This window comes from Cryobacterium flavum, from assembly GCF_900103805.1.
Taxonomy (GTDB): domain Bacteria; phylum Actinomycetota; class Actinomycetes; order Actinomycetales; family Microbacteriaceae; genus Cryobacterium; species Cryobacterium flavum.
This window is the reverse complement of sequence record NZ_FNIB01000004.1, coordinates 256,043-281,719: the sequence shown is the minus strand read 5'-3', so window position 1 is coordinate 281,719 and position 25,677 is coordinate 256,043. Positions and strand designations below refer to the sequence as shown.

Here is a 25,677-nt window from a genome sequence, read left to right as displayed (position 1 = left end):
ACCTAGAACGGAAGCAGCGGATCCACTCCGACGGCCACGAACAGCAGCGTCAGGTAGGCGATGGATCCGTGGAAGACACGCATCGGTGACACATGCTCGTGCCGAATCGCGAGGCTGTACAGGCGATGCGTCTCGTAGATGAACCAGCCACCCGTGACCAGGGCCGTAAAGCTGTAGAGCAGGCCCATGTCGCCGATCGGAATCAGCAGAAGCGAGCAGGCGACCGTGGCCCACGCGTACAGGATGACCTGCAGGCCCACCTGAGCCCGACCACGCACGACGGAGAGCATCGGAACGCCAGCGGCCTGGTAGTCGGCTCGGTATTTCATAGATAGCGGCCAGTAGTGCGGCGGTGTCCACAGGAAGATGATCATGAACAGAATGACCGGGGGCCAGGACAGTTCGCCGGTCACCGCCGCCCAGCCGATGAGCACGGGCATACAACCGGCCACACCGCCCCAGACGATGTTCTGCGGGGTACGACGCTTGAGAATGATCGTGTAGAACACGACATAGAGCAGAATCGCGCCGAACGACAGCGAAGCGGCCAGCCAGTTGGTCAGCAGACCCAGCCACAAAATGGATGCCGCGCCCAACGCCCACGCAAAGATCAACGCCTCGCGGTCGCTGAGTTCTCCAGTGACCAGGGGGCGATTCTTGGTGCGCTTCATGAGACGGTCGATATCGCGATCGAGGTAACAGTTGAAGGCACCAGCGGACCCAGCGCTGAGCGACCCACCGACGAGCGTCGCGAGAATCAGCCAGAGACTGGGGATACCGCGCTCGGCGAGCAGCATCGTGGGCGCCGTCACCACCAGAAGCAACTCGACCACTCGCGGTTTGGTGAGAGAGATGTAGGCCTTGAGGGTGCGGTTCAGTGTGCGCGGTCCGCTCCGGACCGGGGTCTTCAGGGCGACGTCCATTAATCCTCTAACGCTAGGCAAGTCTTCTTATTCTAGGACACGCCCTGAGCAACGCTCCACCGAGGACCAATCCGGAATGTGTCGTCATGTCACGTCATTTCGAGCGTCCCCTGACATTCGTCCGTATACTTGTAGTGCTCCCCACAGTGAATCAGTAGTTCGGCGAGCCCCCGGGTGGGAGATGGCTGCACCAGTAGGCCAACTCGCTGGGGGTGATGTTTCGCCTGCAGTCCGCTTCAGATGGCGCGACCGGCCGGTGACACGACTGCCGACACTTGCACAACTATCAAAGGATGGGTTGAGCTCAACCCGCCTTCGCTTCAATGAAGGGTTACGTGACGTGGCAGCTTTCCAATGGGATTCCGTTGACGATCAGGCGGTTAACACCGCACGCATTCTGGCGGCCGACGCCGTGGAGAAGGTTGGGAATGGGCATCCGGGCACCGCGATGAGTCTCGCTCCCGCTGCCTACCTTTTGTTTCAGAAGATCATGCGCCGCGACCCGGCCGACAACGAGTGGATCGGTCGTGACCGGTTCATTCTCTCGGTCGGCCACAGCTCGCTGACGCAGTACGTGCAGTTATACCTCGGCGGCTACGGCCTCGAGTTGGAGGACCTCAAAGCCCTGCGCACCTGGGGTTCGAAAACCCCCGGCCACCCGGAATACGGCCACACCGACGGTGTCGAGATCACGACCGGCCCGCTCGGCCAGGGGCTGGCATCCGCTGTCGGTTTCGCCTACGCGTCGCGATTCGAACGCGGTCTGTTCGACCCGGATGCCGCCACCGGCGCCAGCCCGTTCGACCACTTCGTCTACGTCATCGCCGGTGATGGCGACCTGCAGGAAGGCATCACGAGCGAGGCATCCTCTCTCGCCGGCCACCAGCAGCTCGGCAACCTGATTGCCATCTACGACAGCAACCAGATCTCGATCGAGGACGACACGAACATCGCTTTCACCGAGGATGTCGCCGCTCGTTACGCCGCCTACGACTGGCACGTGCAGACGGTGGACTGGAAGAAGACCGGCTCCTACGTCGAAGACGTTGCCGAGTTGAATGCGGCCATTGAAGCCGCCCAGAACGAAACGGGCAAGCCCAGCCTGATTATCCTCAAGACCATCATCGGCTGGCCGAGCCCGAAGAAGCAGAACACCGGCAAGATCCACGGTTCAGCCCTCGGCGCCGAAGAACTCGCCGGCGTCAAGGCCGTTCTCGGCTTCGACCCGGAAAAGACCTTCGACGTGGCCCCCGAGGTCATCGCCCACACTCGCCTGGCCCTGGAGCGCGGTATTGCTGCACACGCGGAGTGGACCGTGCAGTTCGACGCCTGGGCCGCCGCCAACCCGGAGCGCAAGGTTCTGCTCGACCGAGTACTCTCCGGCGACCTGCCCGATGGCGTCGACGACGCCCTCCCGGTCTTCCCCGGTGGCACCGCGGTCTCCACCCGCGCGGCGTCGGGCAAGGTGCTCACCGCCCTCGGCGGCGTCATCCCCGAGCTGTGGGGCGGCTCGGCCGACCTCGCCGAATCGAACAACACCACCATCGGCGGCGCAGCCTCGTTCATTCCGAGCGAGCACTCCACCGGTGAATGGACCGGAAACTCCTACGGTCGGGTGCTGCACTTCGGCATTCGCGAGCACGCCATGGCCGCGATTCTCAACGGCATCGTGCTGCACGGAAACACCCGCCCGTTCGGCGGCACGTTCCTCATCTTCAGCGACTATATGCGCCCGGCCGTTCGTCTGGCCGCTCTCATGAAGGCGCCGTCGATCTTCGTCTGGACCCACGACTCCGTCGCGCTCGGCGAGGACGGCCCCACCCACCAGCCGATCGAACAGCTCGCGACCCTGCGTGCTATTCCGGGACTCGACGTGGTGCGCCCCGGCGACGCCAACGAGACCGCCTGGGCCTGGAAGACCATCCTGGAACGCCGGGGCGGCCCGGCCGGCATCGCCCTGACCCGCCAGAACATTCCCGTCTACGAGCGTGGTGAGGGCGATGCATCCGCTGAAATCTTCGCCTCCGCGAAGAACGTCGCCCGGGGCGCGTACGTGCTGGCCGAAGCGGCCGGCGGCAGCCCCGACGTGATCCTGATCGGTACCGGGTCCGAGGTGCAGCTCGCGGTGGACGCCCGGGCCCAGCTCGCCGCCGAGGGCATCAACGCCCGCGTCGTCAGCGCCCCGTGCCTGGAATGGTTCGAAGAGCAGAGCAGCGAATACCGCGAATCGGTACTGCCCGCCGCGATCACCGCCCGCGTGTCGGTCGAAGCCGGCCTCGCGCTGACCTGGCGTGGCTATGTCGGCGACGCCGGTCGCAGCATCTCGATCGAGCACTTTGGGGCATCCGCTGACTACCAGACGCTGTTCCGCGAATTCGGCATCACTACCGAAGCCGTCGTCGCCGCCGCCAAGGAATCAATCAGCGCGGCCTGATGTTGCCCCTTACGTCTCCACTAAACCGCTACAGCATCGCTGCCTAAAAGCAGCAGTATTAGGAGAATTTGACAATGACTAACCCCTCCCCCCTCGCCCAGTTGTCCGCCGCCGGCGTCAGCATCTGGCTCGACGACCTCTCCCGTGAGCGCATCAACTCCGGCGGGCTGCAGGACCTGATCAAGAACAGCAACGTCGTCGGTGTCACCACGAACCCGACTATCTTTGCCGGCGCCCTCGCCAAGGGTGAGGCGTACACGGAGCAGGTTGCGACCCTGGCCGCTGCCGGGACGAACGTGACCGACGCGGTCTTCGCCATCACCACGGACGACGTTGCCGCCGCGTGCGACATCTTCCGCCCGGTCTACGACTCGACCAACGGCCAGGATGGCCGCGTCTCGATCGAGGTCGAGCCAAGCCTCGCCCGGGACGCTACCGGCACGGTTGCTGAAGCCCAACAGCTTTGGAAGAAGGTCAACCGCCCCAACGCGATGATCAAGATCCCCGCGACGGTTGAAGGACTGGAAGCCATCACGGCGACCATCGCTCTCGGCATCAGCGTCAACGTCACCCTGATCTTCAGCCTGGAGCGTCACCGCCAGGTCATCAACGCCTATCTGGCCGGACTCGAGCAGGCCAAGGCGGCCGGCATCGACCTCTCCACGATTCACTCGGTTGCGTCGTTCTTCGTGTCGCGCGTCGACTCCGAGATCAACGCCCGCCTGGAGGCGATCGGCACCCCCGAAGCCCTCGCCCTGAAGAGCAAGGCCGGCGTCGCCAACGCCCAGCTCGCCTACCAGGTCTACGAGCAGGCATTCTGCAGCGAGCGTGCGCTGGGCCTGATCAAGGCCGGCGCCACCAAGCAGCGCCCGCTCTGGGCGTCGACCGGCGTCAAGGATGCCAGCCTGCCCGACACCCTCTACGTGACCGAGCTGGTCGCCCCCGAGGTTGTCAACACCATGCCGGAGAAGACCATGCAGGCCGCCGCCGACCACGGCGTCATCCCGGCCGACTCGGTCACCGGCTCCTACGCCGCCGCGAACGCCGTCCTCGACGCGCTGGCGGCCCAGGGCGTCTCCTACGACGACGTCACCCGTCTGCTCGAAGAAGAAGGCCTGTCCAAGTTCGAGGTGTCCTGGAACGAACTGCTGGACACCGTGCAGACCGCCCTCACCGCCGCGGTCCCGACCAGCTCGGCAGTCTAATGAGCTTTCGCATCTCGGTGAGTGGCGCTGCAGCTGACGCCGTTCGCGTCACCGTGCCCACCCTGGTCACAGACCTGGTTGCCTCCGGCATCACCGCACTCGACCCCGCCCTCTGGGGACCGGAAGCCGAAGCTGAGGCCGCGTTGCGTCTCGGCTGGACGGAGTCCGTCGCGGTGTCCCGCCCCCTCGTGGCCGAGATCGTGGAGCTGCGGGCAACTCTGCAGGCTCGCGGCGTCACCCAGATTGCCCTCGCCGGCATGGGGGGCTCGTCGCTCGCGCCCGAGGTCATCACCCGCACGGCCGGCGTGAACCTCACCGTGCTCGACGCGACTGACCCCGGTCAGGTGTTGTCCGCGCTGAACGACAACCTGGCCGAAACGGCCCTGGTCGTCTCGTCCAAGAGTGGTTCGACCGTCGAGACCGACAGCCAGCGCCGCGTGTTCGAGCGTGCGTTCCGCGCCATCGGCATCGACCCGGCTGAACGCATCATCGTGGTGACCGATCCGGGGTCGCCGCTCGAGGCATCCGCTCGTGAAGCCGGCTACCGCGTCTTCAACGCCGACCCCACCGTCGGCGGACGTTACTCCGCGCTGACCGCCTTCGGCCTGGTGCCATCGGGCCTGGCCGGTGTTGACGTCGGTGCGCTTCTCGACGAGGCCGAGTCCGTCGCGCTGGCTCTGGCCGTTGACTCGCCGGAGAACCCGGGACTCGTGCTCGGGGCGGCGATCGCCGCCACCATTCCGCGCCGCGACAAGCTCGCGATCGTCTCGGACGGCACGCACATTGTGGGCTTCGCTGATTGGGTCGAACAGCTGATCGCGGAATCCACCGGCAAGCTCGGCACCGGCATCCTGCCGGTGGTGCTGGAGCTGGGTGCTCCGGAACTGACCGAAGCGCTGCCCGACCTGCAGCTCGTGCGGGTTGTGGCTGACGCCGGCACCGAGCTGTTTAGCGAAACGGGCGACGAGATTCGCGTCAGCGGAACCCTCGGCGCGCAATTTCTGGTCTGGGAATACGCCACGGTCGTTGCCGGCCGTCTGCTGGGGATCAACCCGTTCGACCAGCCCGACGTGGAGTCGGCGAAGATCGCCACGCGTGGTCTGCTCAACGCTCGCCCCGCACCGGAGCCGGCCGCGTTCATCGCGGACGGCATCGAAGTGCGCGGCACGCCGCACGTCATCGGAGCGGCAAGCGACCTCGCCTCGGCGATAGACGCCCTGCTCGAAGAGCTCGGCCCCGACGGCTACGTCGCCGTCCAGGCTTACGTCGACCGTCTCGCGCTGCCGGAACTGGCCGAGATTCGCACCAAGCTCGCCACCCTGTCGAAGCGTCCGGTCACCTTCGGTTGGGGACCGCGCTTTCTGCACTCCACCGGGCAGTTCCACAAGGGCGGACCGGCAACGGCCGTCTACCTGCAAATTCTGGCCACGCCGGCCGAGGATCTCGACATTCCCGAGCGCCCGTTCACCTTCGGCGAACTCATCCAGGCGCAGGCCAGTGGCGACGCGAGCGTGCTCGCCGAGCACGGGCGTCCGGTGCTGGCGTTGACCCTGACCCAGCCCAAGCAGAACATCAGCACGCTGTTCGACGCCCTAGGCTAACCAACCGGGGTTCCTCTCGGCCACCGGCCGCGAGGAACCCCACCCGCTTCTGCACCACCTGCGTTTTTCGTGTCCTCAATTTTCTGCACTGTCCCGTCAAAGGAGCTGCATGTCCCCGGTGGAAATTACCCCGGAGTTTAATCCGCTCAGGTCGCCGTCCGATTATCGTCTGAATCGAATCGCCGGGCCGTCCAGCCTCGTGATCTTCGGCGTCACCGGTGACCTGGCGCGCAAGAAACTCATGCCCGCGGTTTACGACCTCGCTAACCGAGGGCTGCTGCCCCCCGGTTTCGCCCTCGTCGGCTTCGCTCGCCGAGACTGGGACAACGAGGACTTCATGCAGGTTGTGCATGACGCCGTCAAGGAACACGCCCGCACCGAGTTCAACGAGGACGTTTGGGCGCAGCTGGCTGAGGGCATCCGCTTCGTGTCGGGCACCTTTGACGACGATGAGGCGTTCACCCGCCTCACCCAGACGATCGACGAGCTTGACCGGGAACGCGGAACGATGGGCAACCATGCGTTCTACCTGGCGATTCCGCCGAAGGCCTTCCCCCAGGTCACCGAGCAGCTGCGCCGATCCGGCTTGGCCGAGCAAAAAAACGGTCAATGGCGTCGCGTGGTCATCGAGAAGCCGTTCGGCAGCGACCTGAAGACAGCGCGGCAGCTCAACGACGTCGTCGAGTCGGTCTTTCCGCCCGACTCCGTCTTTCGGATCGACCACTACCTCGGCAAAGAGACGGTGCAGAATATTCTGGCGCTGCGCTTCGCCAACGAAATGTTCGAACCGCTGTGGAACGCCAACCACGTCGAGCACGTGCAGATCACCATGGCCGAGGACATCGGTGTTGGCGGCCGCGCCGGCTACTACGACGGCATCGGTGCCGCGCGCGACGTTATTCAGAACCACCTTCTGCAGCTTCTAGCCCTGACGGCAATGGAAGAACCGATCTCGTTCGACGCCGCCGACCTGCGCGCCGAGAAGGAAAAGGTGCTCGCTTCGGTTCGGCTGCCCGCCGACCTCGGTCTGGGAACCGCGCGCGGCCAGTACGCCGGCGGTTGGCAGGGCGGTGAAAAGGTTGCCGGTTTTCTCGAAGAAGACGGCATGAACCCGGAATCGGTCACCGAGACCTACGCCGCGATGCGCCTGACCATCGACACGCGCCGCTGGGCGGGCGTGCCGTTCTACCTGCGCGCCGGCAAGCGTCTCGGCCGTCGCGTCACCGAAATCGCCGTGGTGTTCAAACGCGCCCCGCAGTACCTCTTTGCCCCCGGCCAGACGGCCGAACTGGGCCACAATGCCCTGGTGATTCGGGTGCAGCCCGACGAGGGTGTTACGATCCGGTTCGGATCGAAAGTGCCCGGCGTGGTTATGCAAGTACGGGATGTGACCATGGACTTCGGTTACGGCCACGCATTCACCGAGGCCAGCCCTGAGGCATATGAGCGGCTCATCCTCGACGTGCTGCTCGGCGACCCGCCGCTGTTCCCCCGTCACGAAGAAGTCGAACTGTCCTGGAAGATTCTCGACCCGATCGAGGAGTACTGGGCCACGCAGGGGCAGCCGGAGCAATACCGCCCTGGAACGTGGGGCCCCACATCCGCTGATGATCTACTGGCCCGCGATGGCCGCACCTGGAGGCGTCCATGATCGTCGATCTGCCCAACACCACGACCGCGAAGATCTCGAAGGCGCTCGTGCGTATTCGGGAAGAGGGTGGCGCTGTCGCCCTCGGCCGTGTGCTCACCCTGATCATTGCCTCGACTCTCGGGCACGAGGAGGAGGCCATCGAGGCCGCCAACGATGCCTCCCGCGAGCATCCGATGCGCGTCATCGTCGTGTCGACCCAGGAGCCCGGCTCCACCGCGGCCACACCCGACGCACGCGTGGACGCAGAAATTCGCGTGGGCGGTGATGCCGGTGCGAGCGAGGTCATCGTTCTGCGTGTGTACGGCGCTGCTGCCAACGACCCGGAGAGCCTGGTCACCGGCCTGCTGCTCTCCGATGCTCCCGTCGTCGCCTGGTGGCCGGGTACCGCTCCGGCCGTTCCCGGCGACTCACCGCTCGGACGCATCGCCTACCGCAGAATAACGGATGCGTCGGCGCAGCCGGATCCGCAGGCAGCCCTGCATCACCTGTGCGGAAGCTACCGCCCCGGCGACACCGACTTCGCCTGGACCCGTCTGACCCTTTGGCGCGCCCAGCTGGCGGCCGTGCTGGACCAGCCCCCCTTTGAACCGATCGTCGGGATTCGGGTCGCCGGTGCTGCCGCTTCGCCGTCGACCACGCTGTTGGCTGCCTGGCTGCAGATGCAGCTCCAGGTGCCCGTGGACTGCGAGCTGACCACCGGACCTCTCGCCCATGGTGTGCACGGGGTTCATCTCACCCGCGCATCGGGAACGATCTCGCTCGAGCGTGAAGTGCCCGACATCGCCACGCTCAGCCAGCCGGGGCAACCGGTGCAGGATCTGACGCTCAAGCGTCGCAGCCTGCGCGACTGTCTGGCCGACGAACTGCGCCGGCTGGATCCCGACGACCTGTATGGTGAGGTCATCACGCGCGGACTGCCGCAACTCGATGACGTGGTGTCCCAAGGAACCGGAGTGTGACCGTGACAAATGATCGACGCGTGCTGGTGCACCAGAACAAGCAGGCGCTGGCCGGGTCGGTCGCTGCACGTTTCCTGACGAACATGGTCGATGTTCTGCAGGAGCAGGACGAGGCCAATGTTGTTCTGACCGGTGGTTCCGTTGGTATTGCCGTGTTGGCCGCCATCAATGAGTCGGCCGCACGCGACACCATTGACTGGTCCCGGGTTAATTTTTGGTGGGGAGATGAACGGTGGGTGCCCCGCGCCGATCCCGAGCGTAACGAATTGCAGGCCCGGGATGCTCTCCTTGACCATATCGACGTTCCGAAGGAAAACATCCACGCGTTCGGTGCTTCGGACGACCCGATCGATGTCGGTGCCGGTAACGACGCCCTGGAAGCAGCGGCGGCCCGGTACACGGCAGAATTACTCTCCCACGCACCGGAGGGTGCCCATTATCCGCGTTTCGACGTGACGTTTCTCGGGGTTGGCCCGGATGGCCACATTGCGTCGCTGTTCCCCCACCGCTCAGGTATTCGGGAGCGTGAGGCGAGTGTCATCACCGTGCACGACTCCCCCAAGCCGCCCGCTGACCGCTTGTCGCTCACGAGACCGGTACTCAACTCCTCTGACCGGGTTTGGCTTGTTCTGGCCGGCTCAGACAAAGCCTCAGCGCTCGGGCTGGCGCTGGCGGGCGCGAGCCGTGACGAGGTCCCCGCTGCCGGCATCAAGGGTCGGTACCGAACGATGTTCTTCGTCGACAGTGACGCTGCCGCCCAGGTTCCTGAAAACCTCATCGCGCCCACGTACTAGGCGACCCGACGAAAAAGGACCGGCCCTCGATCTCTCGAGGGCTGGTCCTTGCTGTGTTACACGTCAGTTCGTGGGTGACAACTTGCCACGACGAACGCGCAGCTGGTTGAGGGCCTCTTCGAGGAGCGACTCTGCTTCCTCCTCGGTTCGACGTTCCTTGACATAGGCCAAGTGCGTCTTGTAGGGCTCAAGCTTCACCACGGACGGAGGATTCTCCTTATCGCGGCCGGCGGGAAGCCCGGACGATGGGCAATCGATGGTGACCGGGATTTCCTCGTCGGGAAGGCTCGCGGCAAAGTACCGTACGGTCTCATTGCCGAGTGCGTCCCAGTAGGAAACCTTGATGCGATCCGCGTGAAAACCGCGGTCCTGCTCGCCCATGGGGCCTGCGCCGACACGCGAGCCACGAATTGCGCTTCCGCCTGATGCCATCTTGTTCCTCCGTATATCCGTGCAGTTGTGTGCTGCAGTCGAGCTCTTATTGCTGCTGCTGGTGCTGAGATGTGCTGGTGAATAACTGTGCCCAGAATTCTGGTTGGCTTCGCTTCAGGGTAACTCCGCACAGGGCGGAAAGTTAAGCCCCTGTATCAAACTTGGTGATCAATCCAAGAACGACAATGCAGGAGATCCACAGCAGTCCCAGAATGACAGTGATGCGGTTGAGGTTGCGCTCGGCAACTCCCGATGCGCCGAGGTTGGAGGTTACGCCGCCACCGAACATGTCCGACAACCCACCGCCCCGCCCCTTGTGCAGCAAAATGAGCATGGTGAGCAGGAGGCTCGTTATACCGACGAGCACCTGCATGACGACCTGGAGAATCTCCACACGAAACCTTTCAAAACACGGTGGGCGCAACTCTGGCGCCTAGACAACGTAATTATACCTTCACGCCGGAGCGAGGCGGTTGCCAGCGGCAACCACCTCGCTCCGGCGATGTCAGGAACGCGTCGGTTTAGACGCCGACGTGCTTGTGATACCGAATGATGCTGGAGAACTCCGGAATATCCAAACTGGCACCGCCAACCAGGGCACCGTCCACGTTGGGTTCCCGCATGAACGCGGCAATGTTACCGCTCTTGACCGAACCGCCATAGAGGATGCGGGTCTTGTCGGCTACGTCCTGGCCGAGAGTCTCGGTGAGAACGCCACGCAGCGCCGCGGCGACCTGTTCGGCCTGCTCCGGCGTGGCGGCCTGCCCAGACCCGATGGCCCACACCGGCTCATACGCGACGACGATGTCCGCCGCGTTGGTGACACCCGCGAGGGCGGCCCGCAGCTGGGCGACCGGAACGGCGCTCGGACCGTGCGTCGCGAGGTCTTCGGCACTCTCGCCAACGCAGATCAGCGGCACAAGGTTGTGCTTGAGCGCGGCGGTCACCTTTGCGGCGACCTGCTCATCGGTCTCATTGTGCAGGGTACGGCGTTCGGAATGCCCGATGATGACGTACTGGCATTCCAGCTGGGCCAGGAAAGCACCCGAGATCTCGCCGGTATACGCACCGGAATCCTGGGCGGACACGTCCTGCGCGCCAAAGGCCAGCGGAAGTTTGTCGGCCGATACCAGAGTCTGCACGCTGCGCAGATCGGTGAACGGGGGAAAAACTGCCACCTCGACCGCGGCAAAGTCGTGGTTGGCGTCTTTGAGGTTCCAGGCGAGTTTCTGCACGAAAGCGATGGCCTGAAGGTGGTCCAGATTCATCTTCCAGTTGCCCGCAATCAGCGGAGTACGCCGAGGGTTAATGTTCACTGCCATCCGAGGACCTCCAGTCCTGGTAGACGCTTGCCCTCGAGGAACTCGAGGCTCGCGCCACCGCCGGTAGAAATATGACCGAATTGGTCGTCGTTGAAACCGAGGATACGCACGGCAGCAGCCGAGTCGCCGCCACCAACCACGCTGAGGCCGGTGACCTCGGTGAGAGCGGCGGCTACCGTGCGGGTGCCCTCCGCGAACGGTGCGAGTTCAAATACGCCCATTGGGCCGTTCCAGAACACGGTGTGGGACGCACGAATGATTTCAGCAAAAGCCGCCGCCGTGTCTGGCCCGATATCCAGGCCGAGACCGGAAGCACCGAACGGGGTGTTCTCGATGCCGTCGGCCGGGGTGATCACGTGTTCGGCATCTGCACCGAACTTCGAGGCCACGACGACGTCCGTGGGGAGCACGATCTTGACGCCGAGGCGATCGGCCTCGGCCAGATATCCGCGCACCGTCTCGATCTGATCGCTTTCCAGCAGGCTTGCGCCAACCTTGTGGCCCTGGGCGGCGAGGAAGGTGAAAAGCATGCCGCCGCCGACCAGCAGAGAATTCACGCGCGGAAGCAGGTGTCCGATGACGCCGAGCTTGTCGCTGACCTTGGAACCGCCGAGGATGACGGTGTACGGCGCTTCCGGCTTCTCGGTAAGACGATCAAGCACGTCGAGCTCGGCCGCCATGAGGAGGCCAGCCGCGCTCGGCAGCAGCGAGGCCAGATCGAAGACGCTGGCCTGCTTGCGGTGGACTACGCCGAAGCCATCCGAAACAAGGGCGTCACCGAGCAGCGCGAGCTGCTGGGCGAACGCGACGCGGTCGGCATCCACTTTGCTGGTTTCACCGGCGTTGAAGCGCAGGTTTTCCAGCACGACGATTTCGCCGTTTTCCAGTGCTGCGACAGCCGCGGTGGCTGAGGCGCCAACGGTGTCGGTGGCGAAGGCAACCGGGAGGTTGACCAGTTCGCTCAGCCGGGAGGCCACCGGCCCGAGGCTGTACTGAGGATCAACGGTCCCGTCGGGGCGCCCGAGGTGAGAGACAATCACCACGCGGGCGCCCTGAGCGACGAGGGCGTTGAGGGTGGGCAGTGACGCCCGCACTCGTCCGTCGTCGGTGATCTGCCCGCTTTTTAGCGGGACATTCAGGTCGAAGCGGACAATAACCCGCTTGCCGGTAAGCGAACCTAGCGAGTCAATCGTGCGTAACGTCACCGCGCGGCCGTTAGAGTCGCTCGGCGACGAACTCGGTGAGGTCGACGAGGCGGTTGGAGTAACCCCACTCGTTGTCGTACCAGGAAGCGACCTTGACCTGGTCGCCGATCACCTTGGTGAGGCCGGCGTCGAAGATCGAGGAGTGTGGGTCGCCGACGATGTCGCTCGACACGATCGGGTCCTCGGTGTAGCTGAGGATGCCCTTGAGGGGGCCCTCTGCTGCAGCCTTGTAGGCAGCGTTCACTTCTTCGACCGTGACCGGGCGTGATGCGGTGAGCGTGAGGTCGGTGATCGAGCCGGTCGGAACCGGAACGCGCAGCGCGTAACCGTCAAGCTTGCCGATACTCTCCGGGATGACCAGGCCGAGGGCCTTGGCGGCACCGGTCGAGGTCGGGATGATGTTCAGCGCAGCTGCACGGGCACGGCGGAGGTCGCTGTGCGGGCCATCCTGCAGGTTCTGGTCCGCGGTATAGGCGTGGATCGTGGTCATGAGGCCACGCTCGATGCCAAAGTTGTCGAGGAAGACCTTGACGAGCGGCGCGAGGCAGTTCGTCGTGCAGGACGCGTTCGAGATGATGTTGTGGATCGCGGCGTCGTAGGTGTTTTCGTTCACACCGAGCACGAGCGTTGCAACGTCGGCACCGGTCGCCGGGGCGGACACGATGACCTTCTTGGCGCCGGCCTCGATGTGCTTCTGAGCATCGACGGCCTTGGTGAAGCGTCCGGTGGACTCGATGACGATCTCTACGCCCAGGGCGGCCCAAGGCAGGTTGGCCGGGTCGCGCTCGGCGAGAACCTTGATGGGCTTGCCGTTGACGACGATGTTGTCACCGTCGACCTCGACAGTCGCGTTCAAGCGGCCGGCGACGGAGTCGTACTTAAGCAGGTGAGCGAGCGACGCGGGGTCGCTGAGGTCGTTGACGGCGACGATTTCGATGTCGCTGCCCTTGGCGAGGGCTGCGCGGAAGTAATTACGGCCAATACGGCCGAATCCGTTGATGCCGATCTTTACGGACACAAATAACTCCTGTTAGAAAAGGGCGCCGAGTGGCGCGATGAAAAATAGTACTGGAGGAAAACAGCAGTGCCCCGCCCGCGCACCGAAATGCGGGGGTGGGGCACCGGCAGGCTATGAGAGTAGCAGCAGGCCGTTGGTCTTCTCGCGTGCCACGGTGAAACGCTCCTGAACGTTCGCCCAGTTGGCGATGTTCCAGAATGCCTTGACGTAGTCCGCCCGCACATTGCGGTAGTCGAGGTAGTAGGCGTGCTCCCAGACATCGAGCATGAGTACCGGAACGGTACCAGCAGCGAAGTTGGACTGCTGGTCGAAGAACTGCTGGATGATGAGGCGCTGGCCGATGGAGTCCCAGGCCAGAACTGCCCAGCCGGAACCCTGCACGCCCAGGGCGGCAGCGGTGAAGTGCGCCTGGAACTTGTCGAAGGAACCGAAGTTGTCATCGATAGCTGCGGCGAGCTCGCCAACCGGCTTGTCTCCGCCGTTCGGGGAGAGGTTGGTCCAGAAGATGGAGTGGTTGACGTGGCCGCCGAGGTTGAAGGCGAGGTCCTTCTCCAGCTTGTTCACGTTGGCGAGGCTGCCGCTGTCGCGGGCCTCGGCGAGCTGGGTCAGCGCGGTGTTTGCGCCGGTGACATACGCCTGGTGGTGCTTGCCGTGGTGAAGTTCCATGATGATGCCGCTGATGCTGGGCTCGAGAGCCGCATAGTCATAGTCAAGGGTGGGCAGGGTGTATTCGGCCATTACTTATCTCCTTGTGAGTTGTGCCACCGCACCGGGTGCGGCAGCGTTGTAAGCGACGATTCAGTCTACCCGCGAGGCCTGCGCGGCACAGAATTCGTCACCTCGCGCGTCGGGATCGCACGATTTACCGGGGCGAAACGTCATCGGGGTGAACCGGGTAGTCAACGTCGGTTCCTTCGACGCCGAGCTCGACCGCTTTCTTGTCGGCCATGGCCAGCAGGCGACGAATTCGACCGGCGACGGCATCTTTGGTCATGGGCGGGTCGGCGTGATGGCCGAGCTCGTCGAGGCTGGAGTCGCGAAAGTTGAGGCGCAGGTCTCCGGCGTAGCGCAGGTGCTTGGGAATATCTTCGCCGAGAATGTCCATGGCACGCTGCACCCGAGCGCAGGCGGCGACGGCCGCCTCGGCGGAACGACGCAGGTTGGCGTCGTCGAAGTTGACCAGGCGGTTGGCGGTGGCGCGCACTTCGCGACGCTGACGCAGGGTTTCCCAGTTGAGTACCGTGTTGGTGGCGCCCATGTGCACGAGCATGGCGCCAATGGCGTCACCGTCGCGGATCACGACGCGGTGCACTCCGCGCACTTCCCGTGCCTTGGCCGCGACACCCAGCCGGCCGGCCGCTCCAACCAGTGCCATGGCCGCCTCGTTGCCAGGGCAGATCACCTCGAGGGCCGCAGAGCGCCCCGGGTCGGTCAAGGTGCCGTGGGCGAGAAAGGCTCCGCGCCAGACGGCTGCGATCTCTTCTCGCGAGCCCGTGGTCAGCCGGTTCGGCAGACCGCGAATCGGTCGGCGACGGGCATCCAGCAGGCCGGTCTGGCGTGCGAGCGTCTCCCCGCCCTCGATCACCTGCACGAGGTAGTGGCTGGAATGACGGATGCCGGTGGCGGCAATGACCTGCAGGGCGCTGCGCACCCCGTACAACTCGGCAAGATCTTTGCGAACCCGGCGAGCCAGAATGGCGGTATCGAGTTCGGACTCGATCGCGATGCGGCTGCTGATCATGTGCAATCCGCCGGAGAATCGGAGAATCGTGGCCAATTCGGCCGCGCGCACGGTGGTCTTGGAGACCTCCACGCGCGAAAGTTCTTCTTTAACGTCGGCGGTGAGTGCCAATCGCTTTTCCATTCTGTTGATCAGTTGCGTTACGTCTGAGTGATAAAAGCCCGGGGAGCCGGATGCTGCGCCCGGGCTCGCTTATTCGCGTCCGAGGTCGCGGTGCTTGATATTGACCGCGACTCCGGGAAGTTGTTCGAGTCGAGAAGCCAGTTCTCTAGCCATGGCAACGGAGCGGTGCTTGCCCCCTGTGCAGCCGATGCCGATAGTGGCGTGACGTTTATTTTCCCGCTGGTATCCCGCCAGCACCGGCGCCATGGCGGCGGCGTAGTGGTCGATGAAATCGAGGGCACCAATTTGGGCAAGTACAAAGTCTCTCACCTCCGGGTCAATGCCGGTGTGCGCGCGCAACTCGGGGATCCAGAAGGGGTTCGGCAGGAATCGGGCATCCGCCACCAGATCGACGTCGGTCGGCAGCCCGTACTTGAAGCCGAAGCTCAAAATGGTCAGCTGCACACCCGCTCGCCCCTCGGCCGCAAACCGTTCGGTGATCGTCGTCGCGAGCTGGTGCACGTTGAGATCGGAGGTGTCAATGACGAGGTCACTCGACTCCCGAACGGCGAGCAGCCGGGAGCGCTCGGCAGCAATGCCGTCGAGCAGGGTGCCATCGCCCTGCAGCGGATGCGGGCGGCGCACGGATTCAAACCGGCGCACCAGCGCGTCGTCCCTGGCTTCCAGAAAGATGACCTGGACCTGGGTGTTGCTGCGGAGTTGTTGCACGGTTTCGAGGAAATCGCCGAACAAATCGCGGCCGCGGATGTCGACGACTGCGGCGATTTTGGGCAGATTCGTACCAGCCCGTTCGACCAGATCAACCAGGGGCCGCAGCATTTGCGGCGGAAGATTGTCGACGACGTACCAGTCCAGGTCTTCCAACGCGTTGGCTACGGTGGAGCGTCCCGCCCCGGACATTCCCGTGACGATCAGCACTTCCTGCTTGTCGGGGTCCGTAGTCATTCGTGGAAATCGCCTTAATGAGAAGTTGGTGGATAGTCAAGCCTACCCAGCGCCGGACGGTTTCGGTTGCGTTCAGGCGTTCAGGTGTTTAGGAGCGCAGGTGCGCGTGGATGGACTCGGCCAGCACGCGGCCGATGCCGCGGACATCCGCTATTTCGGCCGCCGAAGCGACCTTGAGGCGCGCCACCGAGCCGAAATGTTGCAACAGAACTTTCACCCGGGCCGGCCCGAGCCCCGCGATTTCGCCGAGAATCGAGCTGATGTCTTTCTTGCGCCGAATGCGCTGGTGGGTGATTGCGAACCGGTGGGCTTCATCACGAATGCGCTGGATCAGAAACAGCGCGTCGCTGTTGCGCGGCAGGATTACCGGGTAGTCGGAATCGGGGAGCCAGATTTCTTCAAGCCGTTTGGCGATTCCGCACAGTTGAATTCCGGTGACGCCCGATTCGGCGAGGGCCCGTTTGGCGGCGGCAACCTGCGGCTGGCCTCCGTCGACGATGAGCAGGTTTGGCTGGTATTTGAATTTGGCACGCTTCTGTTCGACCTGAATGATGTCGGTCGTAGTGGCGTCAACGACCACGGCATCCGCTGCCAATGTTTCGGGCTTCAGGTAGGCCAGTCTTCTGGTGAGGATCTGGTAGATCGAGTCGGTGTCGTCGGTTGATTCGGGAATGTTGAAGCGGCGGTATTCGTCTTTGCGGGGAAGCCCGTCTTCGAAGACGACCATGGACGCGACGATGTTGGTGCCGCTGAGGTGCGATACGTCGTAGCATTCCATTCGCAGCGGGGCGGCTGGCATTTCGAGAGCGTCCTGGATGTCTTCGAGCGCTTTGGAGCGTGCCACGAAGTCCGAGCTGCGACGGGTTTTGTAGAGCATGAGCGCCTGCTTGGCGTTGTTGCCGGCTGTGACCAGCAGGGCAGCCTTCTCCCCGCGCTGCGCTGCCACGAGGCGCACCTTGCGACCGGCGAGGTCGGCCAGCCAGGTTTCGAGGGCTTCGGCATCGTCGGGCAGTTCGGGGAGTACGATTTCGCGCGGCGGCAGGGCGTCGTGGTTGTAGGCGGTCTGCATCATGGAATCGATGAGTTCGCTCCTGGTGACGTCGAGTTCTTTGTCGACCATCCAGCCGCGCACACCACGGATGCGCCCGCCGCGCACGATGAACAGCTGCACGGCGGCTGCGAGTTCGTCCTGCTCGACCGCGAACAGGTCGATGTCGACGTTGTCGCGCAGCACGACGGCGCTCTTCTCGAGCACGGCGTTGAGCGCTCGCACCTGGTCGCGTCGTTTCGCAGCGATCTCATACTTCTGCGCCAAGGCGGCGTCCTTCATCTGCTGGGTGAGTTCGTTGATGAGCTTCTTGTCGTGGCTGCCCATGAAGCTGACGAACTCGTTGACGATCGTGCGGTGGTCCTCGATCGATACCAGTCCGGAGCAGGGGCCAAAGCACCGCCCGATCTGGCCGGCGAAGCACGGCTTGCCGCTCTGCATGGCCCGCTTGTAATTGGCGTTGTTGCAGGTACGGATGGGGAAGGCCTTGAGCATGAGCTCGATGGTCTCGTGAACGGCCCAGACCTTGGGGTACGGCCCGAAATAGCGGGCACCCTTGATGCCCTCGGTGCGGGTGACCAAGGCCCGCGGCGCCTCGTCGGCGAGGGTGACCGCGAGGTACGGGTAGGACTTGTCGTCCTTGAACTGCACGTTAAACGGCGGATCGAACTCGTTGATCCACATCCATTCGAGTTGCAGGGCCTCGACCTCGGTGCCGACGACAGTCCACTCGACGCCGGTGGCCGTGGTGACCATGCGGCGGGTGCGTTCGTGCAGGCTGTGGAGGGGGGCGAAATAGTTGCTCAGCCGAGCCCGCAGGTTCTTGGCCTTACCGACATAAAGGATACGCCCGGTCGCGTCGCGAAAACGGTAGACCCCGGGGGTCGTGGGAATCTCGCCCGTTTTCGGGCGATAGCTCAGGGCATCAGACATGGCCGTGAGGCCGCCTAGCCGGCAGCCAGGACCTCCTTCAGGAAGGAACCGGTGAAGCTCGTCTTGACCGTGGCGAGGTGCTCCGGCGTACCGATGGCGAGTACCTTACCGCCGCCGGAACCGCCCTCCGGGCCGAGGTCGATGACCCAGTCGGCAGACTTGATGACGTCGAGGTTGTGTTCGATGACAATGACGGTGTTGCCCTTGTCGACGAGGCTGTTGAGCACGAGCAGCAGTTTGCGCACGTCTTCGAAGTGCAGCCCGGTGGTGGGCTCATCGAGCACGTAGACGCTGCGGCCGTTGGAACGCCGCTGCAGCTCGGTCGCGAGCTTCACCCGCTGAGCTTCGCCGCCGGACAGGGTGGTGGCGCTCTGACCGAGGCGTACGTAGCCGAGTCCGACCTCCACCAGGGTCTTGAGGAAGCGATGGATCGACGAGATCGGTTCGAAGAAGTCGGCCGCCTCGCTGATCGGCATATCGAGTACCTCCGCGATGTTCTTGCCCTTGTAGTGCACGGTGAGGGTGTCGCGGTTGTAACGGTCTCCCCCGCACACCTCGCACGCGACGTAAACGTCGGGCAGAAAGTTCATCTCGATCTTGATGGTGCCGTCCCCCGAGCAGGCTTCGCAGCGCCCGCCCTTGACGTTGAAGCTGAACCGGCCGGGGAGGTAACCGCGGGTCTTCGATTCGATGGTTTCCGAGAACAGGGTGCGGATCTTGTCGAACACACCGGTGTAGGTGGCTGGGTTGGAGCGTGGCGTGCGGCCGATGGGCGCCTGGTCGACGTGGATGACCTTGTCGAGCTGCTCGAGGCCTGTGACCCTGGTGTGCTTGCCCGGCAGCTTGCGGGCGCCGTTGAGCCGGTTGGCGAGCACCCGGTAGAGGATGTCATTGACGAGCGAAGATTTGCCGGAGCCACTCACCCCGGTGACCGCGGTGAAGGTGCCGAGCGGGAAGGTCACCGACACTTTCTGCAGATTGTTGGCCTCGGCGCCGGTGACGCCGATCAGGCGCTCAGGGTCGATCGGGCGTCGGGTTTTCGGGATGGCGATGGACTTGCGCCCGGCCAGGTAGTCGCCGGTAAGGGACTTGGTGTTGGCGAGCAGGCCTTCGTAGGAGCCGGAGTGCACGACGTGCCCGCCATTAACGCCGGCGCCAGGGCCGATGTCAACGATCCAGTCGGCGGTCTTAATGGTGTCTTCGTCGTGCTCGACCACGATGAGCGTGTTGCCGAGGTCGCGCAGGGTCACGAGGGTCTCGATCAGGCGCCGGTTGTCGCGCTGGTGCAGGCCGATGCTGGGTTCATCGAGCACGTAGAGCACGCCGGTGAGCCCTGAGCCGATCTGCGTCGCCAAGCGGATGCGCTGCGCCTCACCGCCCGAGAGGGTCGCCGCGGCCCGGGACAGGTTGAGGTAGTTCAGGCCCACCCGAATCAGAAAGTCGAGGCGTGCCCGAATCTCGCGCAGCACCTGGGCGGCGATGGCGGCCTCCCGGTCGGTGAGGGTGAGCTTGTCCATGAACGCGCGAGCGTCGGCCAAACTGAGTGCACAGACATCCGCGATGCTCGCTTCGTGAACGAGCACGGCGAGCACCTCGGGCTTGAGCCTGGTGCCGTTGCAGACGTGGCAGTCGACCTCACGCAGGTATTCGGACCAGCGCTGACGCTGGGTGTCGCTGTCGGCCTGCAGGTACTGGCGTTCAATGTAGGGCACAACACCCTCGAACCCGGAGGTGTAGCTCATCTCCCGGCCGTAGCGGTTTTTCCACTTGACCCGCACCTCAAAGTTGTCGCCGCGCATGACGGCGTTCTGTACCTCGGTGGTGAGCTCACCCCAGGGCGTGTCCAGCGAGAAGTCGAGGTCGCGGGCGAGGCCGTCGAGCAGCTTCTCGTAGTACTGGAACAGGCCCTTGCCCTGGGTGGTCCAGGGCAGCACGACACCCTCGGCGATGCTCAGATCGGGGTCACCGAGCAACAGGTCTTCATCGACGGACATGCGGGTTCCGAGCCCTGAACACTCCGGGCAGGCGCCGAACGGCGCGTTGAAGGAGAAGGTGCGCGGTTCAATTTCGGTGAGCTGAACCGGGTGGTTATTCGGGCAGGACAGCTTCTCGGAGTAGTTCTGCCAGGCCTTGTCGCCCTCTTCGTCGAGAAAATTGATCTGCACGAGCCCGTCGGTGAGTTTGAGGGCTGTTTCAAGCGAGTCGGTGAGGCGGGAAAGCAGCTCAGGGCCGGCGACGAGCCGGTCGACGATGACCGCGATATCGTGCTTCTGTTGCTTCTTGAGAATCGGCGGTTCGCTCAGCTGAATCTGAGTGCCATCGACAATCGCGCGGGAGTAGCCGCCGCCAGCCAGTTCCTGGAACAGGTCGACGAACTCGCCCTTCTTCTGCGAGACGACCGGGCTGACCACCTGGTAGCGAATGCCAGCCTTCAGTTCCATGAGCTGGTCGGCGATCTGCTGCACGGTCTGAGACTGGATGATCTCGCCGCAGATGGCGCAGTGGGGCACGCCAATGCGGGCCCAGAGCAGGCGCATGTAATCATAGATTTCGGTGATGGTACCGACCGTGGACCGCGGGTTACGGTTGGTGGATTTCTGGTCGATCGACACGGCCGGGCTCAGGCCCTCGATGAAGTCGACGTCGGGCCGGTCGACCTGGCCGAGGAACTGCCGGGCGTAGGCCGAGAGTGACTCGACGTAGCGGCGCTGGCCCTCGGCGAAGATGGTGTCGAAGGCGAGCGACGACTTTCCCGACCCCGACAGTCCGGTGAAGACCACGAGCGAGTCGCGTGGAATCTCCAGATCCACGTTGTGGAGATTGTGCACGCGGGCTCCGCGCACACTGAGTTTCGGACCTGTTTCTACCTTGGTAATCGACACACATCGAGTCTATGCAACGCCGCTGACAGTCTTGTACCGGCGACGCCTTTCACCTGCGGATTGCGCTCATGGCATGTGTTGTGCCGCCGCGAGGCCGTTGCACAGAGTCGTGACTTCGGCGACACCCGCAACGATTTCTTACGTCGGATTGCCGGGTATGTATATACTCGGTAATTATTAGCAGCGTCGAATTATCGGAGGTCGTATGTCCGTTCGCCAGAGTCTTCTCGCCATCCTGAACCAGGGGCCGTGCTACGGCTACCAGTTGCGGGCCGAGTTCGACCGTCGGACCGGGTCGACCTGGCCGCTGAACGTCGGCCAGATCTACAACACCCTCGACCGGCTCGAGCGGGACGGCCTGGTGCAGAAGGCCGACATTGACGCCGATGGTCAGAACTACGTTGAGATAACGGATGCCGGCCGCGCGGAGGTCGCCGAGTGGCTCGGCTCCCCCGTGGTGCGCACCATGGCGACCCGCGACGAGCTCGCGATCAAGCTTGCGATTGCGGTCACGCTGCCCGGCGTGGATATTGCCCAGGTGATTCAGGTGCAGCGCACCGCGACAATGCGCACCCTGCAGGAACTGACGCGCACCAAGAACGCTACCGCTGACCCGGAATCGTCGGAGCAGCTGGCCTGGCTGCTCGTGATCGATTCTCTCATCTTCGCGGCCGAGGCCGAGGTGCGCTGGCTCGATCACTCCGAAAGCCGGCTCACCCGGGCGCGAGCCGCCGGTCTCGCCGATCCCCTGCCGCTCAACACAGACGTTCCCAAGCGCGGACGACCGGCCAAGACGGTGCAGGCCAACGCATGACCGGCCACGCCGCTGACAGCGACATTCTGCTGCAGCTCGACGGTGTCTCGATGCAGTACGGCCGGGGCGAGACCGCGATCACGGCCCTGGCTGGCGTCGACCTGTCGGTGAGCCGCGGCGAGCTTGTGGCGGTGATGGGGGCATCCGGTTCGGGAAAGTCGACGCTGCTCACCGTGGCCGGCGGACTCACCCCTCCGACGTCGGGCGAGGTCGTCGTGGAAGGGCACTGGCTCAGCCAGCTCTCGGCCCGCGAGCTCGCGACGCTGCGTCGCCGCAGCCTCGGCTTCGTCTTTCAGGACTTCAACCTGATTCCCTCGTTGACCGCGCTCGAAAACGTGAGCCTGCCGCTCGAACTCGACGGCTGGACTTCGAAGAAGGCGCACCGCCCGGCCCTCGACGCCCTCACTATCGTCGAGCTCGGTGACCGGGCCGGGCATTTTCCCTCTGACCTGTCCGGTGGCCAGCAGCAGCGCGTCGCCATTGCCCGCGCGGTCGTCGGCGGTCGGTCGTTGATTCTCGCCGATGAGCCCACCGGCGCCCTCGACAGCACGACCGGTGAACTCGTCTTGCGGATGCTGCGCTCCCGAGTCGACGCCGGTGCCGGTGCCGGCGGCATTCTGGTCACCCACGATGCCCGCCACGCGGCGTGGGCGGACCGGATCGTCTTTCTACGCGACGGGCGCATCGTGGACGAGTCGCGGGCATCCGCTGTATCGAGCCTGTTGGCCGGACTACAGGCATGAGTGGTGACGGGGGGTCGCTTGCGGGCAAACGCTCGGGTGGAACGCTCATTGCGTTTCGGATTGCTCGCCGTATGGCCGGGCAATCACGCGGTCGCAGCGCGTTGATCGCTCTGCTCGTCGCGATTCCGGTGCTCGGGATGGTCGGAATCACCACGGTAACCGCGAGCAATGTCGCGACCCCCGCCGAACGTGTCAAGCTCGAGCTCGGGTCGACCGAGGCGCGGGTCAGAATCGTCGCAGCGCCGGACGCGAAATTCACCCAAGACCCGCTGAACGACGGGCACTGGGGCTACCGCGACGAGGCGGCGCGTGCCGATGCCGCGCAGTCCATCGAGCCGCAGCCCGTCACGGTTGCTTCGCTGTTTACCGCCGACACCCGTTTGCTCTCCATTCGATCGACCGCCGTCGTGGTGGAGACGAAAGACGGGCTCGGGTCGTTTCCGGCCGTGCAGGGACAGCCGTGGGACCCGTCCTTCGTCGGAAAATGGGATGTGACGGCGGGAACACGACCGACCGCTGACGACGAGATCATGGTGACCGCTGCCGCCCTCGAACGGCTCGGAGCAAAGATCGGGTCGAAGGCCGTGATCACGGCGCCTATCGCCGAATCATTCACCATTGTTGGCACGATTCACACCGCGAGTCTCGACGACGCTGCGGTATCGTTCTACGGCATGCCCGCAGTCTTCGACGGCGTAATGCCCGACGATGACGACCTGCTAACTGAGTGGTACTTGCCCGACACCCCGCTCACCTGGAGCCAGATCGGCGAGCTCAACCCGCGCGGTGCCACCGTGCTGTCGCGCACCGTTCTGCTCGACCCGCCGCCGGTGGGCAGCTACAGCTATAGCTATGGCGATACCTCGAACACCTCCATGAACTTGTTCATCGCCCTGCTCGGCGGATTCGCCCTGTTCGAGGTGGCCCTGCTCGCGGGCGCCGCCTTTACCGTCGGCGCCCGCACCCAGCAGCGCACTCTCGCGACCCTCGCGAGCGTCGGCGGCGACAAGCGGATGCTGTTTCGCGTCATGTCCTTCGGCGGCGTCATCCTCGGCGCCCTCGGAGCGGCACTGGGAACCGTACTCGGCCTCGCCGGCGCCTGGATCTTCATGCAGATTTCGGCGAACGGCAGCGCGGCCCGGTATCCGGGGTTTCACCTCGATCTGGTGTCGCTGCTCGTCATCGCGGTCTTCGCTGTGCTCGCCGGCTGGTGCGCTGCCGCGGTTCCGGCCCGGGCTGCCGGCCGGATCGACGTTTTGGCCGCCCTGCGTGGTGCCCAGCGCCCGCCGCGGGTCACGCGCCGCCGCCCGGTTGCTGGACTCGTTCTACTGGCCCTCGGTGCGGTCATCGCCGTCACCGGCGGAGTGGTCGAGCTCGCCGCCTACGCACCCGTTTACCAGATAGCACTGGCCAACTTCGGGATCGCCCTCATTGTCGCCGGCCCTGTGATCATGCAGATCGGGGCGGTCTTCATCGCTCCCCTGATTCTGCGGTGGGCTGCCCGCGTGGCATCCCGGTTCGGACCAGGCGCACGGCTTGCGACCCGCGATGTGGCGCGAAACCCCGGGCGGAGCGTACCGGCACTCGCGGCCATCATGAGCTGCGTCTTCGTGGCGACCTTTGCGATGAGTCTCATTTCAACGATGCAGGTGAATTCGACCAGTGGCTACACCTACAGCGCCCCGCTGAACACAGCATCGGTGAGTCTCATGACTACACAGAATGAGCCGCCCTACGGCCGAGTGTTGCAAACCACGGGGCCCGACGTCGTTGCCGCCGTTGAGAGCAGTTTTCCGAGCGCTCAGGCCAGACTGCTAAGAAGTACAGAGGACCCGCCGATGGGCTTCGGCGACGCGGCTGCCGACGGGACAACCGCGGATGCGTCCACCTTCGCCTACCCACGGATCGACGCCGACACGGTGTGCCCGAGTGATGCAACTCGAATGGATGCCAGTCATGAGGACACGCCTACCGACATCCGCTGCCCTACTCCGTACTTTCTCGACACGATGATGAACTCGAGTATCAACGACCACATCTGGGTGGGCGATCTGGCGGACTTCGCCGCGATTCTTGGCGGACCCGTGTCGGCGGAGTCCCGAGCAACGCTCACCGCTGGTGGAGGTGTCGCTACCTATGAGCAGTACGTCGTTGACGGAGAAATCCGTATCGACTGGGTCACGGAGCTCAACTCCGTTCTGGAGCCAGCTCGCAGCGTGTCACTGGCCGGGAGCGTGCAGGAGCCCGAGAATCCGCTGCCTTACGCCGTTTTCATGCTGACGTCCACGGCCGACGCGTCAAACCTGAACTACCGGCCGTCAATGGTCGTCAGCAGCATCGGCGCGAGCCCGACCCAGGCAGAAGATGACCATGCCCAAGGTGCACTCGCCGCCATTTCGCCGGGGTTCAACCTGCAAACGGAGACGGGCCCGGAGGCGTATGGAGCGACCTGGACCTGGGCCCTGCTCGCCTTGACGGCGATCATCGCCCTGGTCACGGCGTCGATCACCATCGGACTCGCCCGCGCCGATGGGCACCGAGACAATGCCGTGCTCACCTCCCTTGGGGCATCACCGCGGGTGCGCCAGGCCTTCGGGTTCTGGCAGGCCGTGGTGATCGTGGGCCTCGGCAGCGTCATTGGGGTGCTGCTCGGTTTGGTGCCGACACTCGCGCTGTCGCTGACCCGGGACACGGCGGGGCTCTCGCTGCTGCCGTTCACTCCCCCGTGGCTGCAACTTGCCCTGATCGTGGTGGCGCTCCCGGCGCTCGTGGCGGTCGGCGGTGCACTCACGGCCGGCAGTAACCGCACCCGCTTCAGCAACCGGGCCGCGTTCGACTGACCCGGCCGGCGGCATCCGCTCTCGTGGCACTCGCTTGAGACGTTGGCACGTGTTTGAACCAGTG

Annotated in this window: 20 protein-coding genes; 9 read left to right on the top strand and 11 right to left on the bottom strand. The window is 64.4% G+C overall.

What is annotated here, in order from left to right; genetic code table 11:
• Positions 1-2 precede the first annotated feature (2 nt).
• The gene (locus BLS91_RS07530) at positions 3-923 is read right to left on the bottom strand and encodes a heme o synthase (protein ID WP_092340108.1); all 921 of its coding nucleotides are present in this window, start codon (positions 921-923) and stop codon (positions 3-5) included.
• Between the two features lie 340 nt (positions 924-1,263).
• On the opposite strand from BLS91_RS07530, the gene tkt reads away from it, so the two are divergent.
• The 6 genes from tkt to pgl all read left to right on the top strand — a co-directional run bounded on the left by tkt (position 1,264) and on the right by pgl (position 9,567).
• A complete protein-coding gene (tkt, locus tag BLS91_RS07525) occupies positions 1,264-3,357 on the top strand; it encodes a transketolase (protein WP_092340107.1) in 2,094 nt (697 codons plus the stop codon).
• A 74-nt stretch (positions 3,358-3,431) separates the two neighbouring features.
• The gene (tal, locus tag BLS91_RS07520; RefSeq protein WP_092340106.1) at positions 3,432-4,562 is read left to right on the top strand and encodes a transaldolase; all 1,131 of its coding nucleotides are present in this window, start codon (positions 3,432-3,434) and stop codon (positions 4,560-4,562) included.
• Positions 4,562-6,163, top strand: a complete 1,602-nt coding sequence (locus BLS91_RS07515; protein WP_092340105.1) for a glucose-6-phosphate isomerase — start codon at positions 4,562-4,564, stop codon at positions 6,161-6,163. The genes tal and BLS91_RS07515 overlap by 1 nt, the downstream gene beginning before the upstream one ends.
• Before the next feature lie 109 nt (positions 6,164-6,272).
• The gene (gene zwf / locus BLS91_RS07510) at positions 6,273-7,814 is read left to right on the top strand and encodes a glucose-6-phosphate dehydrogenase (protein ID WP_092340104.1); all 1,542 of its coding nucleotides are present in this window, start codon (positions 6,273-6,275) and stop codon (positions 7,812-7,814) included.
• Positions 7,811-8,773 carry a glucose-6-phosphate dehydrogenase assembly protein OpcA gene (locus BLS91_RS07505; RefSeq protein WP_092340103.1) on the top strand — a complete coding sequence of 321 codons (963 nt, stop codon included), beginning with the start codon at positions 7,811-7,813 and terminating at the stop codon, positions 8,771-8,773. Before zwf ends, BLS91_RS07505 begins: the two co-directional genes overlap by 4 nt.
• A gap of 2 nt (positions 8,774-8,775) precedes the next feature.
• Positions 8,776-9,567, top strand: coding sequence for a 6-phosphogluconolactonase (gene pgl / locus BLS91_RS07500; protein ID WP_092340213.1), 792 nt, complete (start codon positions 8,776-8,778; stop codon positions 9,565-9,567).
• Between the two features lie 63 nt (positions 9,568-9,630).
• On the opposite strand, the gene BLS91_RS07495 is transcribed toward pgl, so the two are convergent.
• From BLS91_RS07495 to uvrA, 10 genes are all read right to left on the bottom strand, one after another.
• Positions 9,631-9,999, bottom strand: coding sequence for an RNA polymerase-binding protein RbpA (locus BLS91_RS07495; RefSeq protein WP_092107849.1), 369 nt, complete (start codon positions 9,997-9,999; stop codon positions 9,631-9,633).
• Between the two features lie 142 nt (positions 10,000-10,141).
• Positions 10,142-10,393, bottom strand: coding sequence for a preprotein translocase subunit SecG (gene secG, locus BLS91_RS07490; RefSeq protein ID WP_092340102.1), 252 nt, complete (start codon positions 10,391-10,393; stop codon positions 10,142-10,144).
• Between the two features lie 127 nt (positions 10,394-10,520).
• Entirely contained in the window at positions 10,521-11,321 is an 801-nt protein-coding gene (gene tpiA / locus BLS91_RS07485) for a triose-phosphate isomerase (RefSeq protein WP_174774984.1), read from the bottom strand.
• Positions 11,312-12,526, bottom strand: coding sequence for a phosphoglycerate kinase (locus BLS91_RS07480; protein WP_092340101.1), 1,215 nt, complete (start codon positions 12,524-12,526; stop codon positions 11,312-11,314). The genes tpiA and BLS91_RS07480 overlap by 10 nt, the downstream gene beginning before the upstream one ends.
• A 10-nt stretch (positions 12,527-12,536) precedes the next feature.
• Positions 12,537-13,544 carry a type I glyceraldehyde-3-phosphate dehydrogenase gene (gene gap / locus BLS91_RS07475; RefSeq protein ID WP_092340100.1) on the bottom strand — a complete coding sequence of 336 codons (1,008 nt, stop codon included), beginning with the start codon at positions 13,542-13,544 and terminating at the stop codon, positions 12,537-12,539.
• A gap of 111 nt (positions 13,545-13,655) precedes the next feature.
• A complete protein-coding gene (locus BLS91_RS07470) occupies positions 13,656-14,282 on the bottom strand; it encodes a superoxide dismutase (protein ID WP_092340099.1) in 627 nt (208 codons plus the stop codon).
• 124 nt (positions 14,283-14,406) lie between these two features.
• Positions 14,407-15,396, bottom strand: a complete 990-nt coding sequence (gene whiA, locus BLS91_RS07465; protein WP_092340211.1) for a DNA-binding protein WhiA — start codon at positions 15,394-15,396, stop codon at positions 14,407-14,409.
• An 81-nt stretch (positions 15,397-15,477) separates the two neighbouring features.
• On the bottom strand, positions 15,478-16,353 hold the full coding sequence (gene rapZ, locus BLS91_RS07460; protein ID WP_092340098.1) for an RNase adapter RapZ: 876 nt from the start codon (positions 16,351-16,353) through the stop codon (positions 15,478-15,480).
• Positions 16,354-16,441: 88 nt separating this feature from the next.
• Positions 16,442-18,334 (bottom strand): excinuclease ABC subunit UvrC, encoded by a 1,893-nt coding sequence (gene uvrC / locus BLS91_RS07455; protein WP_092340097.1) that lies wholly within the window; start codon positions 18,332-18,334, stop codon positions 16,442-16,444.
• A gap of 14 nt (positions 18,335-18,348) precedes the next feature.
• The gene (gene uvrA / locus BLS91_RS07450; protein WP_092340096.1) at positions 18,349-21,216 is read right to left on the bottom strand and encodes an excinuclease ABC subunit UvrA; all 2,868 of its coding nucleotides are present in this window, start codon (positions 21,214-21,216) and stop codon (positions 18,349-18,351) included.
• Between the two features lie 205 nt (positions 21,217-21,421).
• On the opposite strand from uvrA, the gene BLS91_RS07445 reads away from it, so the two are divergent.
• The 3 genes from BLS91_RS07445 to BLS91_RS07435 are packed head-to-tail and all read left to right on the top strand — an operon-like array spanning position 21,422 to position 25,613.
• On the top strand, positions 21,422-22,030 hold the full coding sequence (locus tag BLS91_RS07445; RefSeq protein ID WP_092340095.1) for a PadR family transcriptional regulator: 609 nt from the start codon (positions 21,422-21,424) through the stop codon (positions 22,028-22,030).
• Positions 22,027-22,773, top strand: coding sequence for an ABC transporter ATP-binding protein (locus BLS91_RS07440; RefSeq protein WP_092340094.1), 747 nt, complete (start codon positions 22,027-22,029; stop codon positions 22,771-22,773). Before BLS91_RS07445 ends, BLS91_RS07440 begins: the two co-directional genes overlap by 4 nt.
• Positions 22,770-25,613 (top strand): FtsX-like permease family protein, encoded by a 2,844-nt coding sequence (locus BLS91_RS07435; protein WP_092340093.1) that lies wholly within the window; start codon positions 22,770-22,772, stop codon positions 25,611-25,613. Before BLS91_RS07440 ends, BLS91_RS07435 begins: the two co-directional genes overlap by 4 nt.
• The last annotated feature ends 64 nt before the right edge of the window (positions 25,614-25,677 follow it).

Coding starts and splice junctions, on each gene's coding strand:
- BLS91_RS07530 (WP_092340108.1), bottom strand. CDS start 923: ATGGACGTCGCCCTGAAGACCCCGGTCCGGAGCGGACCGCGCACACTG.
- tal (WP_092340106.1), top strand. CDS start 3,432: ATGACTAACCCCTCCCCCCTCGCCCAGTTGTCCGCCGCCGGCGTCAGC.
- BLS91_RS07515 (WP_092340105.1), top strand. CDS start 4,562: ATGAGCTTTCGCATCTCGGTGAGTGGCGCTGCAGCTGACGCCGTTCGC.
- zwf (WP_092340104.1), top strand. CDS start 6,273: ATGTCCCCGGTGGAAATTACCCCGGAGTTTAATCCGCTCAGGTCGCCG.
- BLS91_RS07505 (WP_092340103.1), top strand. CDS start 7,811: ATGATCGTCGATCTGCCCAACACCACGACCGCGAAGATCTCGAAGGCG.
- BLS91_RS07495 (WP_092107849.1), bottom strand. CDS start 9,999: ATGGCATCAGGCGGAAGCGCAATTCGTGGCTCGCGTGTCGGCGCAGGC.
- tpiA (WP_174774984.1), bottom strand. CDS start 11,321: ATGGCAGTGAACATTAACCCTCGGCGTACTCCGCTGATTGCGGGCAAC.
- BLS91_RS07470 (WP_092340099.1), bottom strand. CDS start 14,282: ATGGCCGAATACACCCTGCCCACCCTTGACTATGACTATGCGGCTCTC.
- rapZ (WP_092340098.1), bottom strand. CDS start 16,353: ATGACTACGGACCCCGACAAGCAGGAAGTGCTGATCGTCACGGGAATG.
- uvrC (WP_092340097.1), bottom strand. CDS start 18,334: ATGTCTGATGCCCTGAGCTATCGCCCGAAAACGGGCGAGATTCCCACG.
- BLS91_RS07445 (WP_092340095.1), top strand. CDS start 21,422: ATGTCCGTTCGCCAGAGTCTTCTCGCCATCCTGAACCAGGGGCCGTGC.
- BLS91_RS07440 (WP_092340094.1), top strand. CDS start 22,027: ATGACCGGCCACGCCGCTGACAGCGACATTCTGCTGCAGCTCGACGGT.
- BLS91_RS07435 (WP_092340093.1), top strand. CDS start 22,770: ATGAGTGGTGACGGGGGGTCGCTTGCGGGCAAACGCTCGGGTGGAACG.